General features: G+C 46.9%; 18 protein-coding genes and 1 other RNA gene. 7 read left to right on the top strand and 12 right to left on the bottom strand.

Annotation, left to right across the window (positions count from 1 at the left end; genetic code table 11):
- Nucleotides 1-117 precede the first annotated feature (117 nt).
- The 4 genes from D0C16_RS11455 to D0C16_RS11440 are packed head-to-tail and all read right to left on the bottom strand — an operon-like array spanning nucleotide 118 to nucleotide 3,671.
- On the bottom strand, nucleotides 118-711 hold the full coding sequence (locus D0C16_RS11455) for a BON domain-containing protein (RefSeq protein WP_151032511.1): 594 nt from the start codon (nucleotides 709-711) through the stop codon (nucleotides 118-120).
- Nucleotides 711-1,295 (bottom strand): SIS domain-containing protein, encoded by a 585-nt coding sequence (locus D0C16_RS11450; protein ID WP_151032510.1) that lies wholly within the window; start codon nucleotides 1,293-1,295, stop codon nucleotides 711-713. Before D0C16_RS11450 ends, D0C16_RS11455 begins: the two co-directional genes overlap by 1 nt.
- A 52-nt stretch (nucleotides 1,296-1,347) precedes the next feature.
- The gene (locus tag D0C16_RS11445; RefSeq protein WP_151032509.1) at nucleotides 1,348-1,758 is read right to left on the bottom strand and encodes a YraN family protein; all 411 of its coding nucleotides are present in this window, start codon (nucleotides 1,756-1,758) and stop codon (nucleotides 1,348-1,350) included.
- Nucleotides 1,759-1,784: 26 nt separating this feature from the next.
- The gene (locus tag D0C16_RS11440; RefSeq protein WP_151032508.1) at nucleotides 1,785-3,671 is read right to left on the bottom strand and encodes a penicillin-binding protein activator; all 1,887 of its coding nucleotides are present in this window, start codon (nucleotides 3,669-3,671) and stop codon (nucleotides 1,785-1,787) included.
- An 85-nt stretch (nucleotides 3,672-3,756) separates the two neighbouring features.
- Here D0C16_RS11440 and rsmI point away from each other — a divergent pair, with 85 nt between their 5' ends.
- Nucleotides 3,757-4,611 (top strand): 16S rRNA (cytidine(1402)-2'-O)-methyltransferase, encoded by an 855-nt coding sequence (gene rsmI, locus D0C16_RS11435; RefSeq protein WP_151032507.1) that lies wholly within the window; start codon nucleotides 3,757-3,759, stop codon nucleotides 4,609-4,611.
- A gap of 44 nt (nucleotides 4,612-4,655) precedes the next feature.
- Here the strand turns inward: rsmI and D0C16_RS11430 are convergent, their stop codons facing one another.
- The 5 genes from D0C16_RS11430 to D0C16_RS11415 form a co-directional block, all read right to left on the bottom strand.
- A complete protein-coding gene (locus tag D0C16_RS11430; protein WP_151032506.1) occupies nucleotides 4,656-5,411 on the bottom strand; it encodes a phytanoyl-CoA dioxygenase family protein in 756 nt (251 codons plus the stop codon).
- Nucleotides 5,412-5,497: 86 nt separating this feature from the next.
- A complete protein-coding gene (locus tag D0C16_RS11425; protein WP_151032505.1) occupies nucleotides 5,498-6,409 on the bottom strand; it encodes a DMT family transporter in 912 nt (303 codons plus the stop codon).
- 200 nt (nucleotides 6,410-6,609) lie between these two features.
- The gene (locus D0C16_RS24440; protein WP_225318993.1) at nucleotides 6,610-7,533 is read right to left on the bottom strand and encodes a hypothetical protein; all 924 of its coding nucleotides are present in this window, start codon (nucleotides 7,531-7,533) and stop codon (nucleotides 6,610-6,612) included.
- Nucleotides 7,473-8,279, bottom strand: a complete 807-nt coding sequence (locus tag D0C16_RS24435; RefSeq protein WP_225318992.1) for a glycoside hydrolase 43 family protein — start codon at nucleotides 8,277-8,279, stop codon at nucleotides 7,473-7,475. The genes D0C16_RS24440 and D0C16_RS24435 overlap by 61 nt, the downstream gene beginning before the upstream one ends.
- A gap of 564 nt (nucleotides 8,280-8,843) precedes the next feature.
- Nucleotides 8,844-11,219, bottom strand: a complete 2,376-nt coding sequence (locus D0C16_RS11415; protein ID WP_151032504.1) for a TonB-dependent receptor — start codon at nucleotides 11,217-11,219, stop codon at nucleotides 8,844-8,846.
- A gap of 240 nt (nucleotides 11,220-11,459) precedes the next feature.
- Here D0C16_RS11415 and rnpB point away from each other — a divergent pair.
- From rnpB to D0C16_RS11395, 4 genes are all read left to right on the top strand, one after another.
- Nucleotides 11,460-11,842, top strand: an RNA gene (gene rnpB / locus D0C16_RS11410) — RNase P RNA component class A.
- Nucleotides 11,843-11,844: 2 nt separating this feature from the next.
- Nucleotides 11,845-13,593 (top strand): DUF6538 domain-containing protein, encoded by a 1,749-nt coding sequence (locus D0C16_RS11405; RefSeq protein ID WP_151032503.1) that lies wholly within the window; start codon nucleotides 11,845-11,847, stop codon nucleotides 13,591-13,593.
- Between the two features lie 513 nt (nucleotides 13,594-14,106).
- Nucleotides 14,107-14,787 (top strand): inovirus Gp2 family protein, encoded by a 681-nt coding sequence (locus D0C16_RS11400; protein WP_151032502.1) that lies wholly within the window; start codon nucleotides 14,107-14,109, stop codon nucleotides 14,785-14,787.
- A gap of 134 nt (nucleotides 14,788-14,921) precedes the next feature.
- Nucleotides 14,922-15,416: a hypothetical protein gene (locus tag D0C16_RS11395; protein WP_151032501.1), complete on the top strand. Its 495-nt coding sequence runs from the start codon at nucleotides 14,922-14,924 to the stop codon at nucleotides 15,414-15,416.
- 70 nt (nucleotides 15,417-15,486) lie between these two features.
- Here D0C16_RS11395 and D0C16_RS11390 read toward each other — a convergent pair whose 3' ends face one another.
- The 3 genes from D0C16_RS11390 to D0C16_RS11380 all read right to left on the bottom strand — a co-directional run bounded on the left by D0C16_RS11390 (nucleotide 15,487) and on the right by D0C16_RS11380 (nucleotide 18,362).
- Nucleotides 15,487-16,695 (bottom strand): IS256 family transposase, encoded by a 1,209-nt coding sequence (locus D0C16_RS11390; protein WP_151031701.1) that lies wholly within the window; start codon nucleotides 16,693-16,695, stop codon nucleotides 15,487-15,489.
- Nucleotides 16,696-16,862: 167 nt separating this feature from the next.
- A complete protein-coding gene (locus tag D0C16_RS11385) occupies nucleotides 16,863-17,828 on the bottom strand; it encodes a hypothetical protein (protein ID WP_151032500.1) in 966 nt (321 codons plus the stop codon).
- Between the two features lie 39 nt (nucleotides 17,829-17,867).
- Nucleotides 17,868-18,362 carry a DUF6030 family protein gene (locus D0C16_RS11380; RefSeq protein ID WP_151032499.1) on the bottom strand — a complete coding sequence of 165 codons (495 nt, stop codon included), beginning with the start codon at nucleotides 18,360-18,362 and terminating at the stop codon, nucleotides 17,868-17,870.
- A 78-nt stretch (nucleotides 18,363-18,440) separates the two neighbouring features.
- On the opposite strand from D0C16_RS11380, the gene D0C16_RS11375 reads away from it, so the two are divergent.
- Both D0C16_RS11375 and D0C16_RS11370 read left to right on the top strand, forming a co-directional pair.
- Nucleotides 18,441-18,659 (top strand): helix-turn-helix domain-containing protein, encoded by a 219-nt coding sequence (locus D0C16_RS11375; RefSeq protein WP_151032498.1) that lies wholly within the window; start codon nucleotides 18,441-18,443, stop codon nucleotides 18,657-18,659.
- 132 nt (nucleotides 18,660-18,791) lie between these two features.
- On the top strand, nucleotides 18,792-19,367 hold the full coding sequence (locus D0C16_RS11370) for a recombinase family protein (RefSeq protein ID WP_151032497.1): 576 nt from the start codon (nucleotides 18,792-18,794) through the stop codon (nucleotides 19,365-19,367).
- Nucleotides 19,368-19,743 lie beyond the last annotated feature (376 nt).

Below are 19,743 nucleotides of genomic sequence, written 5' to 3'. Positions count from 1 at the left end.
ACAGGATAGGATGATATTTCCAGCGGGAAATCTTGTTGCAGGGTGAGCGGGCGATAAACGCGCGAATTCGGTGATAAAAGATCGGTAATAACCGCGACTGAAAAGTGGGGCTGAACGCTAATCGACGTATTCAAAAACCTTAACAACTTGTTGCACTCCGTCGCTGGTACGTGCAACTTCAGCGATACTGTCCGCTTCGTGACGCGATACCAAACCCATCAAAAAAACAGTTTGGGCTTCGGTAATGATGTGAATGCGACGGCTTTGAACGCTACTGGCAACTAGGCGTGATTTTATTTTTGTGGTAATCCAGGCATCCAGGCTTTGAGACCCAAAGCGCGCTATTTGCCCTACTTGCAATTCATTATGTACCTGACGTACGGAGTTGATAGCACCTACAGTGCTGCCGGCAAGTTGGCGTAAATGCTCGGAGGAGACCTGACCGGTCAGCAACACATAGCCGTTAAAACTGTCGATATTTACGCGCGCATTTTCAAAGGCCGGGTCAGCTTTGAGCAAATTTACGCGTGCGTAGGTTTCCAACCGTTCGTCGTTCAGTTTGGTGCCCAGCGAGCGCTTGTTGTTGCTGATTTGCACCGGGTCACTGGTGGTTGCATGAATGACTCGCGCGCAGCCGCTTAATTGAAATGCCATTACACTTAATGCCAAAAGTGTCAGGACGTAACAGGTTTGCGCACGAAATATCTGCATTAAAAGCCTCCAAACAACTGCTGCTCAATCAAGTCACACAAGCAAAATAAACTAAGCAAGTGCACTTCGTGGATACGGGGTTTGGCAAATAATGGCACGCGAAGTTCAATATCACCATGGGTCAATAAGGCCGCTACATCACCACCATCAGCGGCAGTGAGTGCTATCACTTGCATCTCTTTATCGTGTGCGGCGCTGATGGCTTGCAATAAGTTGCTTGCTTTACCCGTACTGGTGAGCAGCAACAAAATATCGCCCGTTTGCCCGAGCGCGCGAATTTGTTTAGCGTAGATGTCATTAAAACTCGAGTCGCTACCAATTGCTGTTTGGGTAGTGAAATCAGAACCGAGATTTAGTGCGGGTAAACTGGGGCGCTCTTGTTCAAACCGATTAACCAGGCTGGCGGTAAAAATTTGCGCTTGCGCCGCAGAAATACCGTTGCCGCAGGTCAGTATCTTTTTCTCATTCAAGAGGGCGTGCACAATAAATTCACTGGCATTGGCGAGTAGGGGGGCAAGTTGTTCGCCGGCTTGCATCTTGGCTTCAATACTTTCGTGAAACAGGGTAATTACACGTTGTTCCATAAATGGGTCGCTATAGTCATTCGAATAATTTCAGGGGCATTGGTGACCTTGTTCAGGTGGTAAATGCATTTTTAATCCACTGGACGGGTGGTGCTGTGCCGGTCTGATCCAATGCTATCACATCAAAGCGGCAGGCGATTTTGTCGTAGAGCTTGTGCTCTTGTAAAAAGCGCTGGGCGGTTTTGATAATTTTTTGCTGTTTGCGGTAATCCACCGTTTCCAGCGCGGGCGCAAAACGCTTATTGGTACGCAGGCGCACTTCCACAAAAACCAGCGTGGTTCCGCGCGGATTTTTTTCCAACATTATTAAATCAATTTCGCCCAGTTTGCAGCGGTAATTGCGCGTGCGGGTGATGAGCCCTTGCTGATGTAAATACTGTTCGGCGTAGTGCTCCGCGGTAGCACCGATGATTACGCTGGTGTCTATACCGGGTGTTGCAGCGTCCTTGTTGCTGTTGTTCATTATCTTCCCTTTATATTGATGGATACTTAGTATTGTAGTTCGTTTTCGTTAATAACCATGGGCAGTGGCTGAGCGTCGCCGTTGCGGAACCTTACCCAGATTTGCTCGCGTTCGATGCGGCCTGCATTCATACGCAATGCACCAGTAGCGCCGAAAATTCGCATTTGGGGTACTTGCTCCAATTGCGGCAAGCGCGCGTACAAACGAAATGCATCCGCGCCCAGTGCATGCAGGCGGCCATATACCGCCGCGGATTTAGTGTACTGCGCAACGGCTTGTTTTTCCGGGCTGGTTGAATCAAACAACCACGGCATAGTGTTAAAGCGAATTCCATTTAGATCGCGGTCGGCTTTAACGTTGGGCTCGCCAGAGTAAACCTGACTGGTGGCGTATACCGGAATTTTTCCCGCATAGTGAAACGCAAATGTCGGTTTGATTTGGCGCGCTTGTGCCGGGTCGGCGATCAGGAAAATCATGTCCACATCACTGCGGCTGCGTGGTGAGGCAATTAAATTGACTCCGAGCAAACTTTGCAATTCGCGCGTGCGTATCTGGCTTTGTTCAATCAACATCGCATCTTTCACCAGTCCTGAGTAATTTACGCCGGGCTGAAATTGAGTGCGATTTACGATTACGCCGCCGAGCTTTTCCCACTCATCGGCAAAAGCGCGTGCGCTGCGTTCGCTCCACTCCTGCGAGGGAATAATGACCATCGCCTGGCGATGGCCCTCTACAAATGCTTGCCGCGCAACTTGGCGCGCTTCGTCTTCGACCGCCAAACCAAATTGATAAAAACCTTTTAGCGGTTGTGCTGGCTGTGCATCGGGATAATTCAGTGCTAACACCGGTACTTCCAGTGTAGGCATCAGACTGAGTTCAGTGACTTTTTCTTTATCAATGGGGCCGATTACCAGGTCGGCACCTTCGGTAACCGCTTGTTGGTAAGCAGCTAACGCATCACCACTGCTGTCATATTGGCGCACTTCTGGCGCATTGCGGCCATTACTGAGCGCCTGATAATAGGCGGCAAAAAAACCGTCGCGTACCGCTTCACCGGCTTCGGCCAATTTGCCTTGCATAGGCAGTAACAGTGCAATTTGTTTAGGTTGTTGATCGATTAAGCTTTGCAGCAGCCGTAAATCATTGGGCAAATTGTCACGCGCGGGATGTTGGCGCCAATCATTAATCCAGCGTTGTAATTGTTCGCGCTGTTGCTCTAAATCGATTTGGTTGTTTTTGCTGATGGCAGCTAGGCTATACCAGCCGCGCGCCGCTTCTCCGAACTCATCCTGTGCGAGCTGCTGTAATTCAGCGAAGGGAATGCTCATCAGGTTTTGCCAGATAGCATCCTGATTTTGTTGGCGCTGTTGTTTGTTGTTAATTAACGCCGCGAGTTGGATGCGCTCATTCACACTCTGTTGCGCTTCACCCAGCAAGGTAAAAACCTGTGCGCGTTTTTCACGCAGTGCAATTTCCGTTGCGGGTTCCATGGCTTGCCATTGTTGTTCCAGGCGCGGCTTGGTTAGAATGCCGTGCGCGAGGAAATTGGAGCCCTCTTGCAATGCCAGGGTGCTGAGTAAATCGGTGTATTTTACGTAGGACTGATCAGGCAAGTCATCGGGATTCATGTCGCTAATCAAATCGCGTGCTCGGCTGAATTTACTGGCGTCTACATAAACCTGTGCCGCTTGCAGCGCCAGACTCTCGCGCTCGGGCGACTGGCTCTGGCGTGCAAGCTCCAGCAGTTGGCTGGCGCTGGGGGCTTTGGCCTGGGCCTTGGTGGCTGGTGCCTTGCGCTTTTCCGGTTGGGTTGGATTGCTGCCACAGCTGCTCAGGCCAAGCGCCAGGGCAGCGGCCAGTAATCCGGTTGCAGTGTGGTGAAGGAACTTGCGCGCAAAAGGCCGTATCGGCATGAAAACCTCGGTAAAAAACCAGCAAAAGTAATGAATTCAACAGAGTCTGACGCTCGGCGTCTGGCTCCCTTATCCGGAAAGCGGTATGTCAACAACAGCCTCAAACCAGGGCATTTTGTATGTCGTGGCAACCCCCATCGGCAATTTGGGCGATATGGTACCGCGAGCGGTAGAAACTCTACAAACAGTAGCCTTGATTGCCGCTGAAGATACGCGACACAGTTCCCGCCTCTTGTCCCATTTTGCTATCAAAACCCCCTGTATTGCTTACCACGACCACAGCGATGATTCGCGCGTAGATCAGCTGGTTGCCAAAATGCAGGCAGGGGAATCCATTGCCCTGATTTCCGATGCCGGGACTCCATTGGTATCTGACCCAGGTTATCGTTTGGTGCGCAGTGCTCGCCAGGCAGGGATTCAGGTGGTTCCCATTCCCGGCGCCTGCGCCATGATTGCCGCGCTCAGTGCTGCAGGTTTACCTTCAGACCGTTTTGCCTTTGAAGGTTTCCTGCCCGCCAAACAGATTGCTCGCTGCACTCAATTGCAATCGCTCGCAGCAGATTCGCGCACACTGATTTTTTATGAGGCTCCGCATCGTATTCTTGAAACCCTCCAAGACATGGTGCAGGTATTTGGGCCCGAACGCGAAGTCGTTATCGCACGCGAAATTACCAAAACGTTTGAAACGATTAAGGGGGATAGCGTTGCTGCATTGGTTGATTGGGTGGCGGCTGATTCCAATCAGCAGCGCGGCGAAATTGTGCTGCTCGTTCATGGCGCGCCCAAACAGGAAAATGAAACGCTTACACCCGAGCAAATTCACACCATGAAAGTTCTGCTCGACGAATTGCCGGTAAAACAAGCGGCCAGTATCGGCGCAAAATTAACGGGATTGAAAAAGAATTTTTTGTACGATTGGGCGTTGCAGAATAGTAAATAAATGTTTGCTGTTCGCTTTTTTATAGATGTCACTGTTAGCTTTTTTTAGCGCAGTAAAACATCCGGCAATACACTGGAGCGCGTTCCCGGTTTAGGTAAGTTGCTGGCATCGCGATAAGTAAACACCATCGAATATTTGGTATTGCCGGTCATATTTCTTCCTGCGGCATGAAATAGATTGCTGTGAAACAACAGCAAATCCCCTTGATTCAAAGGCACTGCAATCGCTTGATCCAGCAATGGTTTGTTGCACTCTAAATCGGTACGTAAAAATTGCAATTCATCCAGTCGTGTTGCGTCTATATCAAGTTGATGTGAACCGGGAATCACCCACAAACATCCGTTCTCATGGTGTTCATTGCCCAAGGCTAACCACGCCGAGACCAGTGCCGGACGTTCGAAGCTCCAGTAGCGGCTATCGCGATGCCAGCCGGTGCGGCTGGAGTAGGCGGGTTGTTTGGTCATGATGCAGTTGTGATGGGATTGGGATAAGTACACATCGTCGCCCAATAATTGTTGCAACGGAATTCGCAAGTTTGCGCCGATTGCCCAATTGGCGAGGAGTTGGCTGCGCGCATAAGCACCGAGTAGACGGCGCGCGGTTTTGCCGCCTTCTGCTTCGCGTGAGCTGGGCGCTCCCGGGTATTGGGTATCAGCCTCGTATTCAATGGGGGCGGCATGCTTTTGTAGTTCTTCTTTTGCCAAGACGATAATCGATTCGCAAAATGCTGCTGCTTCAAACTGCGGTAGAACCAGATAGCCTTGGGTATGAAAATTCAGAACTTGTTCAGCAGATAACATCGCGCACCCTCCAATTGTTACACGCTCAAATACTGACTAAGGATTGGTGATGCGCTTTATAAAACATATCGTTTTTTTTGCAAGAGTTAGTTTGGTGATGAAATACGGGATTTGATTGCAATCAATAAACCTGAGGCAGCGATGATCACCATACCCAAAATACCGTAACTGTCAGGCACAGTGTCGAAAACAATCCAGCCCAGTAACCCAGCCCACAACAATTGCAAATATGTCATAGGCGCGAGTACCGAGGCGGGTGCATGACGATATGCTAGCGTAAATAAGTAATGCCCCAGTCCGCCAAACGCCCCCATACAAAAAAACAAAATAAACTCAGTACTGCTCGGAATTTTGTTTTCCCAGAAGAAAGGCAGTGCGAGACCAAACACAATTGTCCCTACCAGAGCCGTATAGAAAAGCAGGGTAATTGCCTTTTCGGTACTGGCCAGCAGACGCGATAACACTTGATACGCCGCATTCGCTGCTGCTGCGCCAAGTGCGAACACTATGCCCCATGCGTCTAGCCCGCTGCCAGGGCGAGCGATCAACAAGACGCCGATAAACCCGGTAATTACTGCCGCCCAACCCAGGCCTCCAATCTGCTCACCTAACAGCGAGCTGGCAAAGAGTGCAATCAGTGTCGGCGCAAGAAAATTAATCGCGGTGGTTTCCGCGAGGGGCATGCGCTGCAGTGCGAGTCCGATACACAGTGACGCTAGAGTTAATACTGCTCCCCGCAATACGGTCAGGCCGGTACGCTGGGTTTTGATCAGGGCCGACGAGTGGCGGGGTGCCAATATCACTAACATCAATGCACAGTGAACTAGGTAGCGCATGGCAACGACGCTGGGAACGTTGTAATGGGCTGTTAAATACTTGGTAGTGCTGTCCATGCAGGCAAAGAGCAACAAGCCGGTTGCAGCGAGTAAAAAGCCTTTAAATACGTTAACCGGTAAGGCACTAACAACGGGGGAGGAGGGTATGGCGGGGTCTTTCATTGAGCTAATCCAATCATTACGCCAAAACCACTTAGGCGACAGGGCTACAGCATAAATTAACCTTAGCTGTTTGTGTGACCTTTGCGCGCTAATAATATGACAAATTACGTAAAGCTACTGATTTGCTGGTGTGGGATCAAGGCTGAAGCCAGCGCGAGCGACCTGCGTCACGCGCGCCGGTTGTTGGACGCGCGGAATAGCTAATTGGAAATTGGACTAACACGGAAGTAATCCACATCTACAAATGACGTTTCCGGGGCATTTGTTCCAGCGGTAGATAGCGCAAATAATCCCATTCTCGCGCCTACCCAACGACCTTCGCTGGCGGCAAAATTCGGACCTATGGGGGTGAACTGGAGGTTATCTCCGCTGAATGCAAATTGCACCTGCGCACCTTTGGTGACCGTCATACGCAGGAAGATCTGGTCGCCATTAAATGGCAGGCTGGTGACTATTTGTTCGGTGCAGTTGGTTTCTGTATTGCCGCAAAAGGCGAGCGCTAACTCTTTGCCGTGTGCGTGATGTTTGATTCCGATCCACTGATATCTTAAGCCGTAGATTAATAACCCTGTGGCATCGCCGGGCCGCATATTGCGGACGTCTATCGCAGTGTCGACAACAAATTCTTCGGCGGGCAATTTTTGTAGCAACAGGGATGGCACATTCCACAAGTGTTGTTGAGTTTGGTAGTGGCGATCCACCCGAGCAAACAATCGCAAATGATCCGGGCGTTCTCCAAGGGAATACCATTCTGGTTTCCAATTCGCATTCCACTGCCATTGCACACCTAAAACACGTTTATTGAATTCATCATGGATGGCGGGATTTGCTATAGGAAATTTGCCGGGGACCGGTTTGCGATAGGTCAACACTGGCTCGCCAATCCCGTCGCCATCGGCATCAATACCCATCACCGGCCAATCATTTTCCCAATCCATGGGCTGCAAGTGAACTATGCGCCCATAGGCGCGCTTATCCTGAAAATGAAAGAACCAATCGCTGCCATCTTCCGCTTGAACCCAGGCGCCTTGGTGCGGACCGTTGATTGGGCTTAAGCCTTGCTCTAATACGATTTTATCGTCATAGGGGCCTTCAATATTTTCGCGCGAAATACCGACTGCCAACCAAATTCAACGCCGCCTGCCGGTGCAAAGACATAGTAGTAGCCATTGCGTTTATAAAACTTTGGCCCTTCCAGAGTGCGATAGCCGGGCAATTTGTTCGCATCGATAATGATTTTTCCTTCAGGATCCAAAATAGCTTTTGCGTCGGGCGATATACGGCGCAGCGTAAGCAAATTATTGATACCTGCACGACTTTTCGCCCAGGCGTGGAGCAGGTAAGCGTTGCCGTCGTCGTCCCACAAAGGTGTTGGGTCGATCAACCCTTTGCCGGCCAACAATAAACGCGGCTCGCTCCATGGGCCGGAAAAATTTTCGGCGGTCATTACATAAATCCCAAAATCCGGATCGGGGTAAAAAATCCAGAACTTGTTATCGTGGTGACGCAGGCACGGCGCCCAAACACCTTTACCGTGTTGCGGTACTGCAAACACCTTACGGGGGATTTGTTGCGGTAACGCGTATCCCACCAGCGACCAATTGACCATGTCATCAGATTGCAGCAGCGGCAGCCCCGGCGAGCTGTTGAAGCTGGAGGAAATCATGTAATAGCGATTGCCCGCCCGAATTGCATCCGGGTCTGAATAGTCGGCGTGGAGAATCGGGTTTTGATAAAACCCATTACCCAGGTCTGGCTGCCAGGGGGATGTTGGTGATTTGCTGGTTTGGCAACCAACAAGGCATAGAGCGAGCATGCAGCTAAGGGAAATAGGTTTATATCTGTCCCAAATGGCCAGAGATTGAGTCATTGGTGGCTCCTGGGTTTCTAGATGCTCTGCTTTTGTAAGAAAATCATAGAATTGATGATTTTTAAGTAAGATTATCCTATTAAGGCTGACCAAAAAAATTATTAATCTTAGCCATGCAATCTTCAACGAAATTAACTTTTCTTGCTTTTTGCGCTATTTTTGATAATGGATACGGTTTCATTGGTTTGTTTTATTGTTTTGATAACGGATACATTTTTTATTAATAGTAATATTTAATTAAAAATGTTTTTTTTCCTAAAAGTAAAATTTCCTAAAAAATGGGAATTATTGGGATGATTTAACCTTTGGTAAGCGGCTTTTCTACGCATTAGTGCGAAGCGCCGCTAGTGGCTGTTTGAAAACGATTACATTTCGTTTTTGCGCGTTTTTAGGCTATTGTCAGCGAGTTTCTCGGGGGGTACATTGAACTCGGTATTGACCGAATACCATTGCCGATTTTGAGGCGCCTCCACTTGGATGCGCCTTTTTTTATGGCCGGAATTTGAAAATGAAGCAATAAAAAAGGGGCCAGTTGGCCCCTTTTTTTGGTGTTGCGAGTGAGACCTAGAACTTCAGTGTACCCTGGATAGCAACGCTTCTTGGGCGCTCGTAGAAGGCGTAGTAGCCTGAACCAGTACCGCGAGTCACGGTGGACGCAACTGGCAACCCATTGGCGTAAGACACGATGGATTCATCAGTCAGGTTTTTACCAATCAGGGCGAGTTCCCACATGTCATCATTACCACTCAATGCGATACGGGCGTTGATCTTGGTATAGGCCTCTTGTTCAAAGCGAGGGTCCAGTGATGGCGTTGTCAGGTATTCGTCGCTGTAGATAAAGTCCAGCGTGTTAACCAGCTTCAGTCCATTGCTAAATTCGATGGTGTAATCGGCTCCGACATTGCCTTGAATTTCCGGGGTGAATTCGCGGCGCTTTCCGGTTGCATCGCAGACTCCATCGCCAGCCGGGGCAATATTATCCGGCTGCCCGAAATAGCATTGCGAGGTGGGGAAGTCGGTGTATTCAAAATCGATAAAAGCAACGCCGCCACGCGCGAGCAGGCTGTCAGTAATTGCCCAGCGCCCATCGACCTCAAGGCCTTGCACGACTGCTTGACCCGCATTGGTAACGTTGAAGCTCAAACTGCCATCAAATTGGCTGGTTTGCATATCGTCGAACTCAGAGCGGAATAGTGCTGCATTGAGTTCCGCTGAGCCTCCGCCAAATACGAATTTGCCGCCAAGCTCATAGTTTTTGACTTGCTCTTCTTCAAATTCCCATGTGCCCTGAATGTTAGGGTAAACGCCGCCCAGATCATTCGGGGCGGCGTTGGAGCGAACATCAAAACCTCCGGATTTAAAACCGGTGGTGTAGCTGGCATAAAGCATATCGGTATCATTGATATCGAATTGGAGGGTAACCAGCGGTGTGAAGGCGGATTCATCTCTGTCCCCTTTCACTGTATGAGGATCAACTTTGAACTGGCTCCAGATAATATTGTAGGGGTCAGTCACCGCGCCTTCAGGCAAGGTTACGCCAGTATTGCTTACGTGGTACTGAATTCGGTTCGCATCCTTTTGTTCGGCGGTGTAGCGAGCGCCGAGGATCAGGCGAGCAAAATCGGTAAAGTTCCAGGTTGCCTGGGCAAAGACTGCTGCCAGATCGGTATCCTGCTCAAAGTCGCGTTGGGTAGACGCATCACGTAGCAAGTTAGCAGCCGTCGCGCCAAGTAATGGTGTAAAGGCTGTAGCGATAAAACTGTCTTTCGGTACACGTACTGCGTCATGAAAATCCAGCGAGCTACTTTGGAAGAATACACCGCCCAGATAGCTGATGGTTTGGTCTTCCGGCGATGTTAAGCGAAGTTCCTGGCTTATCTGGCTGTAATCTTCATCCGATAGGATGTTGAAGCCTGATGCCCCGGTGAAGTCACAGTCACACAGCTCTTCATAGGTGTAAGCGTTGTAACCAGTCACCGAGGTTAAGGTATTTTCACCTATCTCGCGCTCGATGGTCAGGGTTACGTTTTCGGTGTCATTGTAGCTGTAGTCGCCATTGGACTGGCGGTTCCAGTCGTGGGTTGTGTCGAGCAAATACTTGCCGGCAGTGAAGAATTGCAGGGCTTTGGCGTAGGGAGTTTTGTTGCCTGTGGCATCGGGAATTTCGATGGGTTTTACGACTTCGATGTTACGGCCATCACTATCAAAAGAGCCATCTTCCATTTTCAGGATAATGTCCCATACATCAGTTGGCTTCCATTGCAGTGTGGCGCGTACCACGCGGTTCTTATCTCCCGATTCGTCGCGCTCCAGAGTGGTGTTTTCCATAAAGCCGTCAATGCGGCTCTCCAGAATTGCCAAACGCCCCCCAACTGTGTCGGAGATGGGGCCAGAAAGCACTAGGCGTACATCTTGTTCGCCATGTTCTGGTTCATAGAGAGCAGTGATTTTGGCTTCATGTGCATCGCCGGGCTTGGCCGTGGTGATGCTGATTGCACCTGCAGTGGAGTTCTTGCCAAAAATAATACTTTGCGGACCGCGCAGGACTTCTACTCGCTCCAAATCAAGAAAGGGAGCGCGAGCCAATTGGGCGCGTCCGTAGTGGATGCCATCAATAAATTGGGCGGCTGATTGTTCAAAACCCTGGTTAACCCCTGAGCTAATACCGCGAATGGCGATATTGGTACCAATGCCTGTTTGGGTCATGTTAAAGCTGGGGATGTAATCGGCTATACGCTCAATACTGGTTATGCCGGCGTCTTCAATTTTTTCGTTGTTCAGCGCATTTACCGAAATGGGGACATCGCGCAAGCTTTGTACGCGCTTTTGCGCAGTTACTAGAATTTCTTCCAGTGCCGGGCTGTCATCTTGGGCGAGTACAGGGAGCGCTGGCGCCAGAGCAATCGCGATTGCCAGCAGGTTGTGTGTGCGTACTTTCACGGGAGAATCTCCTGAAGCTTTTATTGTGAATGTGAGCGTGAAGTCTATTTGTCCTTAATAGGGGGCAATAAATATCCACTAATTAATAGCTTAAAGCGCGAAAAATACCAGTTAATGACAGGTTTTGCCTGTTGGCTGGAATAAGGCTGGCACTTTTGGTGACGCAAATCACAAAAAAGTGAGACTTTGTCGCGTAATGCTGCTTGCATACGACTTATGTGGCGAGTAAGGTGCCACTTCGGAGTCGGCTCGGCAGTCGCTCTGGTGTTAACGAATGGTCTCTCTTGAGTGATCGTTGGTGCATCGGGGAGGAAAGTCCGGGCTCCATAGGGTAGAGCGCCAGGTAACGCCTGGGGGGTGTGAGCCCACGGAAAGTGCAACAGAGAGTAGACCGCCTAAGCGCTCGCAAGAGTGACGGTAAGGGTGAAAGGGTGCGGTAAGAGCGCACCGCGCAACTGGCAACAGGCTGCGGCATGGTAAACCCCGCTCGGAGCAAGACCAAATAGGCCCTCTATGATGCGACCCGTATCGAGGGCGGGTAGGTTGCTTGAGGCTGATGGTGACATCAGTCCCAGATGAATGATTGTCCACGACAGAACCCGGCTTACAGGCTGACTCCGACGTATTGAAAAGCCTGAGCTTTGGGGGTGTTTCACCCCTTTTGCTTAGGTTGCTACAAAAAATGCTACAAACGCTGCTACAAAAACGCTCCAATGGTTATTACTATTTCCGCTGGGTGTGCCCTCCTGCTATCAGAAAAGTCCTTGGTAAGCGGGAAATCATCAAATCCCTTCGCACTACTTCAAAAATTCAGGCATTAGCCAGAGCGGGAGCTTATTACATGGCTGTTGATAAATTTAAAGCGTTGGAGCTTGAGCTTCAGTCCAAGTGCGATAATGGCTTAATGGAAGAGCAGGACGCTATTGATGAGTTCTGTTTGCAGTATTACGAAGACTATGCTCCCAAATTGTTTTCAATGCTGATGGCTGGCGAACAGCCTTACAAAGCGGATTCACTTCTTGATGCGGAGTGGGATAGGGCACTATTCACAGCTGGTATGGAGGCCTATCGTAAATCGCTGACCAATAGGTTGGGAGAGTTTGCAGAGGGCATTTCTATTTACGATACCGTTGAAAAAATGGTTAGCGATTACCCTAATATTCCAGAATTGCAAGGTAACGAGATTGTTCGTGCTCTACACATGGTTGGGCAGGCATTCAGTGATTCTCCGGTCGTGTATGACCGTTTCATAAAAGACTTAACTCAAGTTCAATATTTCAATATCGAATCCTTTCGAAAGGATTTGGAACCAAGCCTTTTAGAGTTGCCTATACCCAGATTTTTAAAGCGAAATACTGTTTCAGAGCAGGCAATAGCTCTTCCGTCCCCTTTACTCTCAGCGGTTTTTGAAGAATTTCTGGCTCATAAAATTTCTAATGAAGATCTCTCACTGGGAGCGCAAAAAGACTACCAGACTAACTTTCCCGTGCTGCTTCATTTTATTGGTGATGTGCCTATCGCTGATATTACAGGTAGGAAGGTAAAGGCTTGTTTGCAGGCTTGTTTAAAGTTTCCCAAAAGGACTTTAAAGCCATACAGAGGGAAGTCTGTAGCTGAGATTGCAGCTTTAGATATACCCGAAAATCACAGGCTTGCAGCAAAATCGGTAGAGAACTACAAGAAGCTTTTACAGGGAATTTTTGCTTATGCAAAAGAGCAGGAATATATCCAACAATCGCCAGCGGTAGATTTGAATCTTGGTATTAAGGTGCCTAAGGTGAAGGCGCCATTCAGTAATTCAGAAGTGAGAATATTATTGCGAGCAGCTAATGCTCTCAACGGCAAGCATGAAGAGCGAAAATGGATTGTGCTTTTGGGGGCTTATACCGGCGCTAGGTTAGGTGAGATTACACAACTAAGACGAGAAGACATAAAGGTCGATTTAGAGACTGGTATTAAATATCTGCGAATCACATCTGAGGCGGGCGCTCTAAAAACAGATAATGCCAACCGATTGGTTCCTATTCATTCTAAGCTTCTTGAGCTGGGTTTTGAGGCGTTTGTAGGTAGTGTTGATGGTGAGGGGCGGTTGTTCGCAAATTACTTTGGTAAAGCTAGGAAGATCACAAGTTGGTTCCCTTCTTTCGTCAATGGATTAGCTATCCCTAAACTGAATGACTTAAATCAGTCGCGTACCTTTCACAGTTTCAGGCATTCGTTTATTACGGAAGCTAGAGGTGCAAGTCAGTCCATAGATTTGGTGCAGGCAATTGTCGGTCATGAAAAAACATCTGCTGGACAGACAGACGTGTATACGGGGCATTACACAGTGGATAAATTGCAGCCCGTGGTTGAATCAATTACATACCTTTAGCTAAGCCCCTCCCACTCTCGCATTCAAAAAAGTGGATCGGGTGTTGGGATTTCTGTGTGGGATCTAATGGTTAGGTGTATTACTTTTAACGCTATGTTTTTAAAAGGATTTTTTCTCTGGAGTGATATTTTGGCTTTAGTTAATCTTTTAATTTGAGCAAAAAAGAGCATAAAATTTAAAAAAAGTCAATGCTTTATCTATCCTCGGCCTTGACTTTTTTGGATGTCTTATGGTAATATTAGTAATGGATGAGAGTTTTTTTAAGTAGTTTCATCTAATCAGCTAAGTCTGGAAATTCTTCCGGCATCTGAATGGATGCTCGTTTTTTCGCCGAGTGTCCCACATTGGTTCCCTTCCCGCACCAATCCTAATAGTCCCTTTTCGTAGATTGCTTATCTCCAAGCTTTTTAGCTATTGGATGAGTTTTTATTGTCTTTGGGTTAGGTTAATAGTCTTTAGGTTGTGCTGGTAAGGGGTGTAAAAAAATATAGGAGGGTAACAAATCAATTCGTAATGGGAAGTGTTAGAAAAATTTACTCAGGATATGAGTTCAAGGGTTACAAGATATTAGATCAAGCACGAATACAAAAAAATAAAGTAACAGCGTTTTACAAGTCTATTTTGGATGGCATTTATCGGTTAGCTGTAGATGCGATCAATTCAAATATGGTGAGGCCGGAGGCGGTTATGCTGTCTTTTGCTTTTACTGACGAGTTTAGTGATTACGAAATTTCCGATGTCATTGACCGGCTGCGAGATAAATTCAGAAAGGTTGGTGTCAATCGAAAAAAAGCGAGTGTATTTAGGCTGCGGTATTTGTGGGTGCGTGAAACAAAGTACCTAATCCCTAGTGATCCTGAGTACGAGCAGTCACTTACAAAAGATGAAAAGGCTGTGTTTCGCTCGGCCTATCAGGATGGGTGCCCCTTACCCTATCCGCATTATCACATGCTGTTGGTTCTTGATGGCCACAAGGCTACATGGAGTGCAGTAAGAAAGGTGATGCAGTCGTATGTTGATGAAGGGGTTGTAAGACCTGGGTTTCACTTCAGTGAGAACTGGCAATCGAAAAAGAAAGAGATGCCGTTAATATCTGAAAGCGAACTTGGTGATTACATGTACAGGGCGAGTTATCTAGCCAAAATAGATACGAAAGATGTAAGCAGTAATCGCTTCTGGTCAATGAGCCAGTAAGCGTTAATCCTTCCTGAAAAATCAAATTGACAAAAATGAATTGACTAAGCGATGAGCAATCATCTCGCCTATAGGTGAGCTATTGTCTGGAGATTTTTAGGGAAAACTTTGAATATTTAAATAGGAATTTTTTAATGATTTTAGATGTAACAAATAGTACTAATTTACTTGCAACTGTTGGCCATCAATTTTTGATGGAAGGTTGTAGGGTGAGCTATCCGATTGGCAGCTCCAGTGCGGTGCTAATAGATGAGCGTATACTGGTAGTAATAAAAATGGCGACTGATATTTTTCATGATAATGCCAGTCAGTTCACGGCTACCCAGGAGTGGATTGACACTTATGATCAGTTCTCTTTGAGCTATCATGTTTTTGTTGCTTGTTTTTGCAGGAAAGAAAAAAGATTTTGCACGTTGTCATGGGCTGAGTTTAAAAAAATGCGTAATGATCGCCTTCAGTCAATGAAGATTGAGGGTGAGAATCAATTTCCTTTTAGGGTTGAGGTGACAAGTAAAAAGAGTTTTAGGGCTTATGCTCTGGGTGGTGGGCGTAAATCTAAAAAAGTTGGCTTGGTTAAGAAATCTACTGGGTTGATCATTAAGGAAATAAGAAAGTTAATCAACTCATAATTGAGGTATTTGTTCATTTGAGTGTTTGGAGGCCTTGCGAGCCTGTAAAAAATTCTGTGTAACTGCCAGCTCAACGATAATCCATCAATCGCTCATCAAACACAATCATAAAATGATTGAGCGCTGCTCTCCAATTGCGAATGGGCATAGTCCATTTTTTGGAGGCATCCTGGATTGCCAAGAAAATCACTTTCTTGGCTGATTCATCCGTTGGAAATAATTTGCGCTTTTTGATTGCCTGACGGATTACGCTATTCAGCGATTCAATCGCGTTGGTGGTGTAAATTGCGCGACGAATGTCTTCAGGGTAAGCAAACAAGGTGCGTATATTTTCCCAATGGGTATGCCAGCAGCGACTAATTTGCGGGTACTTTTCATCCCAGCGCGCACCGAGCTGCGCGAGCGCCAGCAGTGCCTCTTCTTCAGTGATGGATTGGTAAATTCGCTTCAGGTCTGCCGTAACGGCTTTGTAGTCCCTCCACGGCACGTATTTCACTGAGTTGCGTACCATGTGTACGATGCACAGTTGAATCTGCGTTTCGGGAAAGGCCGCGTTAATCGCCTCCGGAAACCCTTTTAGCCCGTCAACGCATGCGATCAAAATGTCTCGAACACCGCGATTCTGTAGCTCCGTCAGCACGCCCAGCCAAAATTTTGAGCCTTCATTTTCCGAGAGCCACATGCCTAATAATTCTTTCTGGCCCTCCATGGTAACGCCCAATGCAAGGTAAATGGATTTGTTGATAACCTGCTTATCCTGGCGAATCTTTACCACGATGCAGTCGAGATAAACAATAGGATAAACCGAATCCAGCGGGCGCGATTGCCATTCGACGACCTGCTCAATAACAGCATCTGTCACTTTGGAAATAAGAGTAGCAGAGACGTCTGCACCATACATGTCCTTGAAAGTGGCTACGATTTCGCGGGTGGTCATGCCCTTGGCGTAGAGGCTTAGTATTTTGTCATCCATCGACGTAAAGCGGGTTTGGTGTTTCTTCACCAACTGCGGCTCAAAGCTGCCTTCGCGATCACGCGGCGTTTTGAGCTCCATCTCACCGTCTTCCGTTTTCAGGGTTTTGGTGGTGTAGCCGTTGCGGCTATTGGCAGCACCTGATTTTTGGTGTTTCTCGTAGCCAAGATGGGCATCAAGTTCACCGTTGAGAGCTGCCTCAACGGTGATTTTGGTGAGCATTTGACTGAAGTCGCTCAGGTCTTTCTCAGTCTTCATGTGCTTTGCTGCTTCGCGCGCAAAGGCTTCAAGGTCTTTTTTGTTCATACTGTTTATCCTGCCTATATGAGGTTAATGATAAACAGTTACACAGATTTATTTACAGTCTCGGCCTTGCGGCCTCCTTTTTGCTTATAATGTCTTGGTGCGACTTTGTTGTTCGGTATGAATTGTTCTGATTCCTATTTAAACAGTTTCTACTGGGTGTGAAACTTTTATGATTGGTCTATCACTTCAATAATATCGCCATTTAAATTAACTCTGACCTTAACGAAATTTTTTACCACTCCCCCAAATGCATTCTTTCCTCTAAAAGTGGTTTGAACAATTAGTGAGTCGATAGCATCGTTATCCCAATAGACGGTCTCTACATGCTCGTAGCTGTTTGGGTCATTCATTTGTTGTTTGATCATCCTTTCAAGTTGGATGTGTGAGCCATCCCAAGGGTGAAACTGCGACTTTATTTTTTCCTCTCGCTCCAGTTTGGCTGCTGCTTTCTCTTTTTCTTCTTTTTGCTTTTTTTGTAATTTGTCTGCGTAATACGATAATTTTTCTTTAAATTTCTCGTTGTTAGGATTCATGCTGACCAATTGTTGATATAGGTTTTTGTTTTCTTCTGTCTCGGAGCTTGGCAATTTCTTTGCTTTTTCCAGTAGCTCTTTTGTTCTTTTTTCTATCTGAATGGCGTTTAATGCTGATTTCGCATTTTTGTAGATGTCTATAACCTCTGTGTTTCCAGTAATCATATACTTTTCGGCGTTCGAGATTGCTGCTTCATAGTTTTTATTTTCAAAATCACTCTTTAAAGAGCTTATTACGGATTCTTTGTTTTCAAAAAAGTGCTTTTTTATTGCATTTATTGATTGCATTTCTTGGGCTTCTTTTCTCTTTGCTTCTGCTTCTGCTTGGGCAGCAGCTATTGCATTGTCTCGCTCTTTCTCTTCTTGGTTGACGAGTATAGGGGCGGAAATAAGGAGACCAGATACTATTAAGAATTTAATTTTCGGCTTTATAGAAATTGTTGTTTTTTTGTAAAAGAATTCCGTTGAAGCTGGTATTAAAAATAGACTGGCTAAAATAACACTGATAGCTGCTTTGTATGACAGTGTGAAAAGCGATATGCCGGTTATCACGAAAAATATGCCGACCAGCCAAAGCAATAATTTTTTAATAAGCTCCATAATTGGTGGTATCCCCTTGAATTCTAAATACTAGGTGTGTCAGTGAATAATTACTTGTATCTCATAACCGCCACTAGGCCAGTCAATTTTTTCAACGGTCACGGATGCGTTATTGATCGTGGTAGAAATATTAGATCTTGATGCTATCGCTGTTTTTAATGCCTGAGTAATCGCGGAGCCAGTAAATTCAGTTACAAGTAATGCAGCAGCCTTTTGAAGCTCTGCATAGGCATTTTTTGTGTTGCTTGTGTCGTTAAAGTTAAGGACGATTTTTACTTTGTCTACTTTTGAGCTGTTACCTTCGGCATAAAAGGCGAGGTTGTTCGGCAGGGGGTATGCATTGCCAATATCTTTGTAGGGGCTTGAGCATCCGTAAGAGTCTTCATATCTGTTTTTCCAGCCGTTGGTGATTAGTCCCACCTTCGCCATTGCGTTGCATGCTTGCTGTGGTGAACTTTTTGTTAGGTTGGATGCATACGTTGTGCAGCTTAGGGTGCCCAAGACTATTACTTTGCAGATAGTGGTTATTTTCATGAAGTGCTCCTTGTTGTTATATCTCAATGTCACGATTAGTGTGTTCACGATTAGAGCACATAAGCCCAGCATGGGCAAATGCCCAATCAATCCATTCGCAAAGCATTTGGTACTCGCGTTAGAGAGCTTCGTCTTGCCTCCGGCATGACTCAGGAAGCTTTTGCGGATCATTGTGGCTTTGCCAGAACCTACATGTCACGGCTCGAAACGGGTGGGGCAAACCCAAGCCTTGATGCCATCAAAACACTTGCTGACGCACTTAATGTTCCCTTAAAAGACCTGTTCGATGATCTCTAGTATCAACAATCGAACGGTTGCCGATACCGGCCAAATTTGCGTTATTTTGGTATCAAAAAAATAGCCTTTTAATTTTTCGATACTCTTGATATGATACCTCTAGGTTTTTTGATACCAAAAGAGGGGTTAATCATGGGTCGAGTTTTCGCATACTGCCGCGTGAGTACAGCAGATCAAACAACTGCTAATCAATTACATGAGATAACAGCCGCTGGCTTTGCTGTAGAAGCCCATAGAGCGATTGAGGAGGTTATATCTGGTTCGGTGGAGGCCAAGCAGCGAAAGGGCTGGAATCGACTTATAGAGCGACTGGAGAGTGGTGATGTGCTTGTCGTGACCAAGTTGGATAGGTTGGGGCGTAACGCGATGGATGTTCGTTCGACGGTCGAGGATTTAGCAGGCAAAGGTATTCGAGTTCACTGTCTGGCACTTGGGGGTGTTGACCTCACCAGTCCAGCCGGAAAGATGACAATGCAGGTCATAAGTGCTGTAGCAGAATTTGAACGTGATTTGCTGATAGAGCGCACTCAATCTGGCTTAGCAAGGGCCAAAGCGGATGGTACGAAGCTGGGGCGGCCTGTGGCCATTGAGACAAGAGCTAGCGTTCAAGAGTTGAAAGAGCAGAAGTTTAGTCAATCGCAAGTGGCGGCGAAGCTGGGTATTAGCTTGCCGACTGTAAAGCGGCACTGGAAAATAAAGGAATATTAATGGTGTTTGTAATGAAAAAAAGATCTAAACGGTGAGAGGATATAGTAATACCGTTGTTTTTAACATGTTATACACTTTTTATGCACAATAATAATAAAACGTTTTCCATCTTTATCAGTGTGATAACAGCTTTATCCACAGGCTTTTGTATGTTTATCCAGTTGCTGTTTTTTTTCTAAGCGGGCTGAAGGCTGAACTTCATGGTTATCCACAGCTTTTCAAGCTTGCACAAAACTCATAACCGCATTATCTTGCTTCCCATTGAGGTTTTCCGAACAAAAAACACATCATGTTGTGTTTGATCGTTTTATCGACTTGGGGGATTTAGGATGAGAAGATGGTGAGGCTGATCTAGCAGCCCTAGCCCAAAAAAAAC

Source organism: Cellvibrio sp. KY-GH-1, assembly GCF_008806975.1.
GTDB lineage: Bacteria > Pseudomonadota > Gammaproteobacteria > Pseudomonadales > Cellvibrionaceae > Cellvibrio.
Note: the sequence above shows the minus strand (reverse complement) of the source record. Positions and strands in the feature narration are given on the sequence as shown.